Source organism: Bradyrhizobium sp. Ken01, from assembly GCF_055807355.1.
On record NZ_JBVVPC010000036.1, the window covers coordinates 41,227 to 53,225 of the forward strand.

At 64.7% G+C, this 11,999-nt stretch carries 11 protein-coding genes; 6 read left to right on the top strand and 5 right to left on the bottom strand.

Annotation, left to right across the window (positions count from 1 at the left end):
• Nucleotides 1-19 precede the first annotated feature (19 nt).
• Complete coding sequence (locus AC0L3S_RS28480; RefSeq protein ID WP_473260013.1) at nt 20-1,357, bottom strand: S41 family peptidase; 1,338 nt, start codon at nt 1,355-1,357, stop codon at nt 20-22.
• 302 nt (nt 1,358-1,659) lie between these two features.
• Between AC0L3S_RS28480 and AC0L3S_RS28485 the strand changes: the two genes are divergently transcribed.
• The 6 genes from AC0L3S_RS28485 (at nt 1,660) to AC0L3S_RS28510 (ending at nt 6,990) form a co-directional block, all read left to right on the top strand.
• Complete coding sequence (locus tag AC0L3S_RS28485) at nt 1,660-2,793, top strand: alpha-hydroxy acid oxidase (RefSeq protein ID WP_473282835.1); 1,134 nt, start codon at nt 1,660-1,662, stop codon at nt 2,791-2,793.
• 8 nt (nt 2,794-2,801) lie between these two features.
• Nucleotides 2,802-3,434: an HAD family hydrolase gene (locus tag AC0L3S_RS28490; RefSeq protein ID WP_473282837.1), complete on the top strand. Its 633-nt coding sequence runs from the start codon at nt 2,802-2,804 to the stop codon at nt 3,432-3,434.
• Nucleotides 3,435-3,588: 154 nt separating this feature from the next.
• A complete protein-coding gene (locus AC0L3S_RS28495; protein ID WP_473260006.1) occupies nt 3,589-3,780 on the top strand; it encodes a hypothetical protein in 192 nt (63 codons plus the stop codon).
• 209 nt (nt 3,781-3,989) lie between these two features.
• On the top strand, nt 3,990-5,201 hold the full coding sequence (locus tag AC0L3S_RS28500; RefSeq protein WP_473282839.1) for a molybdopterin molybdotransferase MoeA: 1,212 nt from the start codon (nt 3,990-3,992) through the stop codon (nt 5,199-5,201).
• Between the two features lie 175 nt (nt 5,202-5,376).
• Nucleotides 5,377-6,078 (top strand): transcriptional repressor LexA, encoded by a 702-nt coding sequence (lexA, locus tag AC0L3S_RS28505; protein WP_007610823.1) that lies wholly within the window; start codon nt 5,377-5,379, stop codon nt 6,076-6,078.
• A gap of 474 nt (nt 6,079-6,552) precedes the next feature.
• Entirely contained in the window at nt 6,553-6,990 is a 438-nt protein-coding gene (locus AC0L3S_RS28510) for a hypothetical protein (protein ID WP_473260002.1), read from the top strand.
• 138 nt (nt 6,991-7,128) lie between these two features.
• On the opposite strand, the gene AC0L3S_RS28515 is transcribed toward AC0L3S_RS28510, so the two are convergent.
• The 4 genes from AC0L3S_RS28515 to AC0L3S_RS28530 all read right to left on the bottom strand — a co-directional run bounded on the left by AC0L3S_RS28515 (nt 7,129) and on the right by AC0L3S_RS28530 (nt 11,894).
• Nucleotides 7,129-9,408 (bottom strand): ComEC/Rec2 family competence protein, encoded by a 2,280-nt coding sequence (locus AC0L3S_RS28515; protein WP_473282841.1) that lies wholly within the window; start codon nt 9,406-9,408, stop codon nt 7,129-7,131.
• Nucleotides 9,409-9,503: 95 nt separating this feature from the next.
• Nucleotides 9,504-9,737, bottom strand: coding sequence for a DUF2171 domain-containing protein (locus AC0L3S_RS28520; protein WP_007610829.1), 234 nt, complete (start codon nt 9,735-9,737; stop codon nt 9,504-9,506).
• Nucleotides 9,738-9,821: 84 nt separating this feature from the next.
• The gene (locus AC0L3S_RS28525; RefSeq protein ID WP_473282843.1) at nt 9,822-10,208 is read right to left on the bottom strand and encodes a nuclear transport factor 2 family protein; all 387 of its coding nucleotides are present in this window, start codon (nt 10,206-10,208) and stop codon (nt 9,822-9,824) included.
• Between the two features lie 9 nt (nt 10,209-10,217).
• Entirely contained in the window at nt 10,218-11,894 is a 1,677-nt protein-coding gene (locus AC0L3S_RS28530) for a glutamine--tRNA ligase/YqeY domain fusion protein (protein WP_473282845.1), read from the bottom strand.
• Between the last annotated feature and the right edge of the window lie 105 nt (nt 11,895-11,999).

Sequence of the window (11,999 nt, forward strand, 5' to 3'; positions counted from 1 at the left end):
CATCTCGACAGGCGATCAATTAGTTCGGCACCGCAGCCTTCGACGCCGGCTTGGCGGCGACCGCATTCGCGGTTTGGCCGTGCAGGAAGTCGTAGGCCGTATGCAGGGCCTTGTCGTCTTTGGCTTCCGGCGGGACATAGGACTGCGACCCGGTCTGCTCGGTGCCATCGGCCGCCTGGAGATGACCGCGCATCTGGGACTCCGCCATGGTGTCCATCCGGCCCTTCAGCTCGGCCGGCACGTCCTGGAGGATCTCGATGTCGGGCGCGATGCCCTGGGCCTGGATCGAGCGGCCCGAAGGCGTGTAGTAGCGCGCCGTGGTCAGCGCCAGCGCGCCGTTGCCGGTGCCGAGCGGAATGATGGTCTGCACCGAGCCCTTGCCGAACGAGCGCGTGCCGATCAGCGTCGCGCGCTTGTGGTCATGCAGCGCGCCGGCCACGATCTCCGAGGCCGAGGCCGAGCCGCCGTTGACGAGAACCACCAGCGGCTTGCCCTTGGTGAGGTCGCCACCATGCGCGGTGAAGCGCTGGGTCTCTTCCGGATTGCGGCCGCGGGTCGAGACGACCTCGCCACGCTGCAGGAACGCGCTCGACACCGATACGGCCTGGTCGAGCAATCCGCCTGGATTGTTGCGCAGGTCCATCACGTAGCCCACCAGCTTCTCCGGCGGAACCTCCTTGGCGATCGATGCGATCGCCTTCTTCAGGCCATCGGTGGTCTGCTCGTTGAACGAGGTGACGCGGATATAGCCGATATCGCCGTTCTCGACATGGAAGCGCACCGGGCGCACATGGATGATCTCGCGCTTGATCGCGACGTCGAGCGGGGCGTCGGCCCCCTTGCGCACGATCGTGAGCTTGGTCTGGGTCTCGACCGGCCCCTTCATCTTGTTGACGGCCTGCTCGAGCGTCATGCCCTGCACGGCATCGCCGTCGATCTTGCTGATGAGGTCGCCGGACATGATGCCGGCCTTGGAGGCCGGCGTGTCGTCGATCGGCGAGACGACCTTGACCAGCCCCTCCTCCATCGTGACCTCGATGCCGAGCCCGCCGAACTCGCCGGAGGTGGTCTCCTGCATCTCGGTCCAGGCCTTGTCGTTCATGTAGCGCGAGTGCGGATCGAGCGAGGTCACCATGCCGGTGATCGCGCCTTCGATCAGCTTGGCATTGTCGGGCTTCTCGACATAGCTCGCCTTCACCCGCTCGAACACTTCGCCGAACAAATTGAGCTTGGAATAGGCGTCATCCGCGCTCGCTGCCGCCCGTGCCGCCCATACGCCGCCGTGCGGACTGGCTACCAAAAGGGTCAGACACGCTCCGGTGAGCGCGCCCAGTGGAAACAGCAGGGTTTTCCGCATGAATAGGCTGGCCTTTTTGCTTCGCGGTTCGGTGGGGCTGGAGAGCCGCCATGCAAATGGCGATCCAGCCTGCTTCTCACAATACCATTCTGGTTTCTTCAAGGCCGGGATGCCACGCCGGCGGGTACACCGTAAAAATCCCCTCGTCCGGACCTAAACTTTCGGCAACGTTGCAGGACCCGGTTCGTGCGCAGCGGGGGGCGGCCGGCCCACGCCTCGCAGCCATGCCATTTTAGGATGGTTTTGGCGCCCCGGACGGGTTAGGCGATGAGGGAAGGCTTCAAATTCTCGGGAGGATAACAATGAACGAGGCACCCCGCATCCAACCGGAAAGGAACGTCGAGCTCGGCGCCAGCACCGAGCCGTTCCAGAATCTGCATGAATTCATCCGGAAAGCCCGCGCCAACCTCAACCAGAATGCCTGGGACTATATCGTCGGCGCGGCCGAGACCGAGACCACGATGCGTCGCAACCGCATGGCGCTGGACGAGATCGCCTTCCGCCCGCGCGTGCTGCGCGATGTCCGCAAGGTCACCGGCTCGGTCGAGCAGTTCGGCCGCAAGATGCGCCTGCCGGTCTTGCTCGCCCCCGTCGGCGCGCTCGAGATCTTCGACCCGGATGGTGCGGCGAGCGTGGCACGCGCCTGCGGCACTTTCGGTGCGGCGCACATGCTCAGTTCGGTGTCCGAGCCCGGCCTGGAAAAGACCGCCGAAGCTGCGCCCGAGGCGCTGCGCCTTTACCAGCTCTATGTGCGCGGCGACGACGCCTTCGTCGCCGACGTCGTCAGCCGGGCCGAGAAGAACGCCTATGCCGCCTTCTGCCTGACCGTCGACACCGCTCATTACAGCCGTCGCGAACGTGACATCGCCAAGCGCTACGTTCGCGAGAGCCGCCTGCGCGCCACCGGCGGCGACTACCAGAAGGGTCTGGAGTGGCGGACGGTGAAGATGATCAAGGAGAAGTTCAAGATCCCGCTGATCCTCAAGGGCATCGCGACGTCAGAGGACGCACTGATCGCGATCGATCACGGCGTCGAATGGATCTACGTCTCCAACCATGGCGGCCGTCAGCTCGATCACGGTCGCGGCGCCTTGCATGTCCTGCCCGAGATCGTTGACGCCGTGAAGGGCCGCGCCAAGATCATGGTCGATGGTGGCGTCTGTCGCGGCACCGACATCGTCAAGGCAATCGCGGCGGGCGCCGACCTCGTCGGCATCGGCCGGCTGCAATGCTGGGCGCTGGCGGCGGCCGGCGAAGCCGGCGTGGCGCGCATGCTGGAGCTGCTCGAGGACGAAGTGCTGCGCTGTCTCGGCCTCCTGGGTGCGACCTCGTTCGCCGAGGTCAACAAATCCTGCCTGCACCAGGCGACCGCAACCAACGCGCCGAGTGTGTTCAGCGCGTTTCCGCTGTTCGACCACGAGCCATATCGATACTGAGTGAAAGGATGCAGGTGACATCGCTGTCTCCCGGAGCTGCGGATGCGCTCCTGTTCGATCTCGGCCGCGTGGTGCTCGATATCGATTTCTCCAAGGCAATCGCCTGCTGGGCGGGACATGCCGGTTGCGAGCCCGAATCCATCGTCGCGCGCTATGTGCGGGACAGCGAAGCCTATCGGTTGCACGAGATGGGGAAGATCAGCGATGAGGACTATTTCGCCTCATTGCGAGCCTCGCTCGGAATCGGCATTTCGGATGCGCAGTTCCTGGAAGGCTGGAACGCGATCTTCGCCGGCGAAATGCCTGATATCGCCGAGCTGCTGCCGCGGGCAGCGAAGCAGATGCCGCTCTACGCCTTCTCCAACACCAACCGGCCGCACGTGGACCATTTCTCGAGGGAATATGCCGACCTCCTCGGCCATTTCCGCGAGCTGTATTTGTCGTCCAGCATCGGCCTACGCAAGCCGGACGCGAAGGCCTTCGACCACGTCGTTGCGGCGATCGGCGTGCCCGCCGGGCGTATCGTGTTCTTCGATGATCTTGCCGAAAATATCGAGGGAGCGCGGGCGCGCGGCTTGACGGCGGTGCATGTGACCTCGCCCCGGGACGTCGGGAACGCATTGAAGGCATTGGGCATCTGACGACTATCTGTCGTCGCGAAACCCGACGGGAACAATTTTGAAAAAATTGAGGAACCCGATCACTTTGTGCATTTTTGTACAGAGTTCCCGGAACGGAATACCGCCTTCCGGACTCTTAGAGTCCGCTGGGACTTCTACGGACGGATGCATCATCGTGTTGGGCAAGACCTACCTCACCAAGCAGGCCTCTCTTCTTCTTGAATTCGCCAGGACAACTTCAGATTCGGATCTTTCCGCCAAGCTTGTGAGCAAGGCCGCCGACCTGAAATCCCAGGCCGATCCGTTGCCCGACAAGGATAAGGGATCCAAGGCGCCCGACGTAACATCCGGGCAGGCAGGCAGCTGATCGATGCAAGCCGGTGATTTCGTGGCTTCGATGACCACTTTCCTGCCGATCTCTCACGTTCTTCGGATCATGCCGCGACGCGCTTGATCCCGGCTTCCGGAACGATGCGAAGCGGCGGGATGACTGCCCCCGTTTTTGCCTCTGCGCCCGCGCTCGGCTAGAAGACTTGCGGAACATTCGCCCGAACGTGCCGAGCAGGAGTTTTCGCCGTGGCCTTGATGCCGGTTTCCGACGCGCTCGCCGCGGTGCTGGCGGATGCAGAGCCACTGCCGGAAGAAATGATTTCCCTCGACGAGGCCTACCATCGCGTGCTCGCGCGTGACGTCGCGGCGCGGCGCACGCAGCCGCCGCAGGCGATGTCGGCGATGGACGGTTACGCGGTGCGGGCGGCCGACGCCGCGACGATCGATTCGGAGCTCACCGTCATCGGCGAAGTCGCGGCGGGCCGACCGTTCGCCGGGAGGGTCGGCGCCGGCGAGGCCGTACGGATCTTCACCGGCGGCGTCATTCCCGGTGGCGCGGATGCCGTCGTGATCCAGGAAGACACTGTTGTCGCCGGCAAACGTATCACGATCAAGGAAGCCGCGATCGCCGGACGGCACATCCGCCCAGCCGGTATCGATTTCCGCGAGGGCGACGTGCTCCTGCGCAAGGGAAGCCGTCTCACCGAGCGCGACCTCGCGCTCGCCGCCGGCATGAATCATCCGCACCTTGCCGTTTTCAGGCGTCCGAAAGTCGCGATTCTCGCCACGGGCGACGAGCTGGTGATGCCGGGCACCACGCCCGGCCACGGCCAGATCGTCTATTCCAACGGCTACGCCCTGCACGCGCTCGCCCGCAGCGAGGGCGCCGAGACCATCGACCTCGGTATTGCCGCCGACACGCTGGAGGCGACCACCGCCGGCATCCGCAGCGCCCGTGAGAGCGGCGCCGACGTCCTGATCACGACCGGCGGCGCATCGGTCGGCGACCACGATCTGGTCCAGCAGGCGCTGCGGGACGAAGGCATCGCGATAGCGTTCTGGAAGATCGCGATGCGGCCAGGCAAGCCGATGATGCACGGACGGCTCGGCGCAATGGGTGTGATCGGCCTGCCGGGCAATCCCGTGTCGTCCTATGTGTGCGCTTTCCTGTTCATGGTGCCGCTGATTCGCGTCCTGTCTGGCCGTTCGGTGATTCACCACCGCCGTGAACGCGCCGTGCTCGGCCGCGACGTCGGCGCCAACGACCAGCGCGAGGACTATCTGCGCGCGCATCTGGAGGAGCGTGACGATGGCACACGCGTCGTTCTTCCCGTCAATCATCAGGACTCTTCGCTGCTTGCGAATCTCGCTGCAGCACAGGTACTTCTCGTGCGCGCACCGTTCGCGCCGAAGGCCGAAGCCGGCACGGCTTGCGAAGTGTTGCGGCTCCCCGTCTGAGCGTCCGGCAATGCGCGTTCCGCGAACTTTGCTCCGTTCACGGTAAATTAAGCAGTTGCGGAACATGTATCGAACATATAGTGTCCGTTCATGATTTGTTTCGAGCATGTAGCGGCTTATGGCCGAATTCAGCGTCTCGGAATCGGACGACATCAACCGGGGGACTTTGGTCGAGATGTTAACGCGCAAACAATACGAGCTTCTGCGGTTCATCAGTGAACGTCTGAAGGAAAGCGGCGTGCCGCCCTCCTTCGACGAGATGAAGGATGCGCTCGACCTGCGCTCGAAGTCGGGCATCCATCGCCTGATCACGGCGCTCGAGGAGCGTGGCTTCATCCGACGCCTGCCCAACCGCGCCCGTGCGATTGAAGTCATCAAGCTGCCGGAGCTCCAGGCAGCCGCCGGCAGCCGCCGCGGCTTCACGCCGAGCGTCATCGAGGGCAATCTCGGCAAGGTGCGTGCGGGCTCCAGCCTGCCCGCTGACGAGGGCGAACGTCCCGTGGCGGTGCCGGTGATGGGCCGCATCGCGGCCGGCACGCCGATCGAGGCATTGCAGACCCGCAGCCATACCATCAGCGTACCGCCTGACATGCTCGGCTCGGGCGAGCATTACGCGCTCGAAGTACGCGGTGATTCCATGGTCGAGGCCGGGATCCTCGACGGCGACATGGCGCTGATCCAGCGCAACGAGAGCGCTGATACCGGCGACATCGTGGTGGCGCTGATCGACGACGAGGAAGCGACGCTGAAGCGCTTCCGCCGTCGCGGCGCCTCGATCGCGCTCGAGCCCGCCAACGCAGCCTATGAGGTCCGCATCCTGCCGCCCAACCGGGTGAAGATTCAGGGCAAGCTGATCGGGCTTTACCGGAAGTACTGATAACGGAAGTACTTCATGCCGGAAGTGCTTCATACCCGAAGTACTTGGCGCCTTGCGCGCTTCCGATCGGCATCGCCGGTCGGAGATTGGAGCGGATCATCATCCGCTCCGGCTGGATGGTCTTTCTGGTTCTGCACAGACTATCCGGCCCCTCCTCCGGCGCTGGCTCCTCGCGACGCCGACGAAGCGGCACCGCTTCGCGGCTCGAGGAAACGGCGGCCAGCGGTCAAGTCCGCAACGGCATGCGATCGAGCAACCATTGCAACCAGCCGGCAATATTCGCGCACGCGCCTCCCGAATGCATCGCGGCGAGCTTTGTTCCTATTGGATTCGGGAAAGATAATGTGATCGCGGCTTGCGGAAGCCAGCCGCAGATTTGCCCACAACCAAGCAGAGCTTTCGTGCTTCCACTCTGATGGAGGCCTGCGCCTCGATAAGAGACGCGGGTTGCTATCCCAGCATGAGGAGCACCCGATGTGTGACTACAGCCTACATGCCGTCGCGTCGCGCCCCGCCGAAGTCGGCGAGACGATCGTCACGACAAGCTTCCGCGGCACCTCGACGCGCGGCTTCGCCTCCGCAGCCGATCCATCCGTTGCCGTCTGCCTGCTGCCGGGAACGGAGCTCGCCTTCGCCGACGACGTCCGCTACGACAATCGCTGGATCTGGACGCGCACCATCAATTCCCGCGTGGGCAAGTTCGGCAAAATCGATCCGCACGTCCCCGACCGCCATCACGACGCGATCGAATTCCCCGACGGCAAATATGTCCTGGTGACGCAGCTCGTCGAAGGCCAGCGAGCGACCGTGCTGCAACTGCCGGTGACCCAGTCGGTCACCGAGCGCGAGCACAAGGCGCAGATCATCGCCGACAGCAGGCAGCCGACCGTCACGCACCTGCCGATCGGCTGAAACAGCCGCCCTCCGGCTACGAGGTCGGAGGTCAGGATTGAATCGCCATCGCCGGCCGTGGCCGGCGAGATGGTGTAGTTTGCGCCCAGCGAATCCGAGCGGACGCACCGATCCACTGCGTTGCTCCGCACCATCAGATCAATCGTCGGCCTGCAAGTCCGTCTCCGCCGGCGTTGCGTCCTTGATGCGGGACGCGGTCGTCTTCGGCGCGAGGCTGCCGTCGAAATCACCCTCGCCGGCGCCGGCCGGCAACCAGGGGCGGCTCGTGCCTCTCGCCCTCACCGCCTGAACCGCAAAACCGTCGCCACGCTGCGTCAGCGCCAGCGCGCTCTGGCTGGCGAGCCGCTGCCGATCGACCACCATCGCGGCGCAATCGGGCGGCGCGGGACGTGTCGTCACCACCAGCGCGGCCCGACTGCAATCGTCCGCGAGAGCGTCGGCGCGGAGTGCCAGCGCGACCAGCCTCCCGTCGGCCAGTGGCGTCACGCAGCCGGATTCGTCACAGGACACGCCATCGGCCAGCGAGGCTCTGCCCGCATCGCGGGGATCGGCGTCGGCAGCGAGCCATTCCTTGAGCAGAAAGCTGTCCTTGTTCGTCCTGATCAGGTGCAGATATCCGTCCTTGCCCCGCACGGCGACGCTCGCGCCATCCCCGGCAATCAGGATGTCGGGCTGCCGCGCCGACAGTCCCCAGAGGATCGCTGCCAGCAGCACCAGGGCGCCGGACCAGCGTAGCGGCGTCCGCAACAAGCCCAGCACGATGATTCCCAGGCTCGCCGCGATCAGCGGCGCGATTCCGAACGCCGGGATGCGGCCGACCGCGCCCGGCAAGGCCGCGACCCAGCGCGAGACCGCGACCATCCAGTCGATGCCGATCCCCATCAGCCACCAGAACACGCTGTCCAGCCCGAACGGAGCAGCAAGCAGCCCCAACAGTCCCGCCGGCATCACCAGCGCCGAGACTACCGGCATCGCGCCGAGATTGGCGAGCACGCCGAACGGCGTGACACGGTGGAAGTGGAAAGCGGCGTAGGGTGTGGTCGCAAGTCCCGCAATCAGCGAAGCCATGAACAGCATCGCGATCTCGCGGCCGCCCCACATCGCAATGCGCGCGGTCGCCGAATGGTCCGGCGAGGCAAACAAATTCGGCATGCCGATCTGCACCAGCGCCACCAGGCCGAGGGTTGCCGCAAACGACATCTGAAAACTCGGATGCACCAGCGCTTCCGGCGCGACCGCCAGCACGATCAGCGCAGCCACAGCAAGCGTGCGGAAGGTGATGGCGCGGCGATCGACCATCACCGCGATCAGCACCACCGCCGTCATGAAGAACGATCTTTGCGTCGCGACCTCCGCGCCCGACAGCAGCAGGTAGAACGCAGCAGCGACCAGCGCGGCGGCGGCCGACCATTTCTTGATGGCGAAGCCCGCCGCCAGTCCCGGAATCAGAGCGAGCAGCGCGCGTACCGCGAAGAACACGACACCGGCAACGACGGCCATGTGATAACCGGAGATCGAGAGCACGTGGCCGAGGCCGGAGATGAACATGGCGTCGTTGACCGGCGTGGTGATCGCATCGCGCCGCCCGGTGAGCAGCGCGGTCGCGATCGCCCTGTTGTCACCGTCGAGCGTCGCGCGGATGCGGGCATCGATCGCATCGCGCAGGCCTTGCATGAAGGCCGCGTAACGCAGCCGCAAGCCGCCGGTCTCAGGCGGCGGCGCCACCGTGATTGCGCCCATTGCAAAACCGGAGGCGCCGATGCCCTGGAAGAACATGTCACGCGAAAAATCGTAGCTGCCGGGTCGCACCGGCGCGAGCGGCGGCATCAGCCGCGCCTTCAGCTGAACGAAGCTACCGACCTCCGGTGCGGTGCCTTTGCGGACCGACAGGCGCACGCGCTCGAGCCTGACGTCGCTGCGTTGCGCCTCCATCGCGGTGACGCGCAGCACGAAACGATCTGTCCGCTCGCGGATGTCACGAGCCTCGACGAAGCCCGACAACGACACCGAATAGAGCGACTTTGCCAGCACCGGGTGGGCGATGCGCGCCGTCTTCCAGGTCGCGACGGCAAAGCCGGCCGCGACCGCTGCGATCATGATGGCCGGGGCGAACAGCCGGCTCCGCCGCAACAGAGCCGCGCCAAGCAAGAGCGCGCTGGCGGTCGTCGCAACGACCCACAGCACCGGCTCGTGATCGGCAGAGAAATAAAGCGCGATGCCGCAGCCAAACGCCACGGGCACCCACGGCAACAGCCGCCCAGCGCCAGCCTCGGCGCGTAGCCACGCGCGCAAGGTCTCGGCCAGCGATGTCCAGATGTCGAGGCCTGCAGGCGCGAGGCCGCCCGCGGACGCGGCGCGGCCCGCGGGCCACGTCCCCGCGATCCCCTGCGACCGTAGCGGCCGGCCCGGCTCCGCCATTCTCTGCACTCGGTGATACGCAACGAAGTCAGAAGCTACCGGAACGTGCAGGCGGGCGGATAGCGGTACGGATCAGGAACGAAAGGGCGCGATCGCTACTTTTCCTCTTCCATCGTCACGGCCACGTCCGCCTTGGCCGAGAGCCGGACCTTGTTGCCCTCGATGTCGGCGACGAGGCCCTTGTCGATGAAGTGATGATGCCCCTTGTGGCTGCCCTCGCCGCTGTCCTTCTTGGTCAGTTTGATGCGATTGCCTTCGACCTTGTCGACGGTGCCGATATGGACGCCGTCGGCGCCGATGACTTCCATATGTTCTGCGATGTTCTGCATGGTGGGTTCCTTGTTGGCCCACCCCAACGCGCGAGGTGCACCTTCGTTCTCTCACGAGAATGACGATGCCGTGTGCCCCACGGGTCAGATCAGCGGCGCCTGCGACGAGGCGTGGTGATTGACGATCTTCCAGTCGCCGTCCTCGCGAATGATGACCCAGCTCATCTTGACCGAGAAACCGGGGCGTTCGCCGGCGAGATCGAACGAGATGGTCGCGGCCATATTGATCAGATCAGGACCTGCCTGCGCCGCCTTCACCTCGGAAAAAAACGCGCTCGGCTGACGCCAGCGCGGCAGGCCGTTGAAATAGTCTGCGACGCCATCCCTGCCCCAGTAGAGCTTCGGGTTGGAGCCGAAGAAGAACGTATTTTTCCCATAAAGCGACGACAGCGCGGCCGCATCGAGCGTGGCGAAGCCGGCGCACCATTTCGCGATGATGGCGGAAACGATCGCGTCGGCTTCGTCGCTCATTGTGGTCCCTCAGCCTTTGGCAACTTCCTTCGCGAACGTGTCGCGCAGGCCGATGGTGCGCGAAAACACCGGCTTGCCGGGCGTCGAGTCCTTGTCGCGGACGAAATAGCCTTGGCGCTCGAACTGCATCGGCTCGGTCGAATTGCTTTCCGCAACCGATGCCTCGACCCGGCCATCAGCGAGAATTTCCAGCGACTGCGGATTGAGGTCGGCCGCGAAGTTCGAGGCGTCCGGGCTCGGATTGGCAAACAGCTGGTTGTAGACGCGGATTTCCGCAGGCACGGATGTTGCCGCCGACAGCCAGTGCATTGTGGCCTTGACCTTGCGGCCGTCGGGCGCGTTGCCGCCCTTGGTCGCGGGATCGTAGGTGCAGCGCAGCTCCACCACTTCGCCGGCATCGTTCTTGATCACGCCGGTGCATTTTATGAAATAGGCGTAGCGCAACCGCACCTCGTTGCCCGGCGACAGACGGAAGAACTTTTTCGGCGGGTTCTCCATGAAGTCGTCCTGCTCGATATAGAGCTCGCGGCCGAACGTGATCTTCCGGGTGCCGGCCGAGGGATCGTCCGGATGATTGATCGCCTCGAGCTCCTCGGTCTGCCCTTCCGGATAGTTCTCGATCACGACCTTGAGCGGCTTCAGCACCGCCATCCGCCGCTGCGACGTGCGGTTCAGCTCCTCGCGGATGCAGAACTCGAGCATGCCGACGTCGACAACGCTGTTGGCCTTCGCCACGCCGATGCGCTTGACGAATTCGCGAAGGGCGGCCGGCGGCACGCCGCGGCGGCGCATACCCGCCATGGTCGGCATGCGCGGATCGTCCCAACCCGCGACATGGCCCTCGCGGACGAGCTGGGTCAGCACGCGCTTGGACAGCAAGGTGTAGGTCAGGTTCAGCCGCGCGAATTCGTACTGGTGCGGCTTTGACGGCACCGGCAGCTTCTCGATGAACCAGTCATAGAGCGGCCGGTGGTCCTCGAACTCCAGCGTGCAGATCGAGTGCGTGATGCCTTCGATGGCGTCCGACTGGCCGTGGGCATAATCGTAGCTCGGATAGATGCTCCACTTGGTCCCGGTGCGCGGATGGTGCGCATGCAGGATGCGGTACAGCACGGGGTCGCGCAGATTGATGTTGCCCGCACCCATGTCGATCTTGGCCCGCAGCACGCGCGCGCCGTTCGGGAATTCGCCCGCCTTCATGCGTCGGAAGAGATCGAGATTTTCATCCACGCTGCGATCGCGGAACGGCGAGTTCTTGCCGGGCTCGGTCAGCGTGCCGCGCGAGGCGCGGATCTCCTCCTGGGTCTGGTCGTCGACATAGGCGAGCCCGTCGCGGATCAGCTGCTCCGCCCATTCGTAGAGGCGGTCGAAATAGTCCGAGGCGAAGAACAGGTTCTTGCCCCAGTCGAAGCCGAGCCAGCGCACGTCGGCCTGGATGGAATCGATATATTCCTGCTCTTCCTTCACCGGGTTGGTGTCGTCGAAGCGCAAATGGCAGCGGCCCGGAAACTCCTGGGCGATGCCGAAATTGAGCGCGATCGACTTGGCGTGGCCGATATGCAGGTAACCGTTCGGCTCCGGCGGGAACCGGGTCACGATCTCCTTGTATTTGGCCTGCTCGAGGTCGGCCTGGATGATGTCACGAATGAAATCGCGCCCAACCTCGTTCGCCACCGGTTCTGTCATTACGAAAATCCTGTAGGGAAATCAGCGGCCCTTCTGCCAAATTCGGGACGCTGAGCCAAGGGCTTAAGCAAGGCCTTAAGCCGTCCGCTGCCGGGCTTTAGTTAT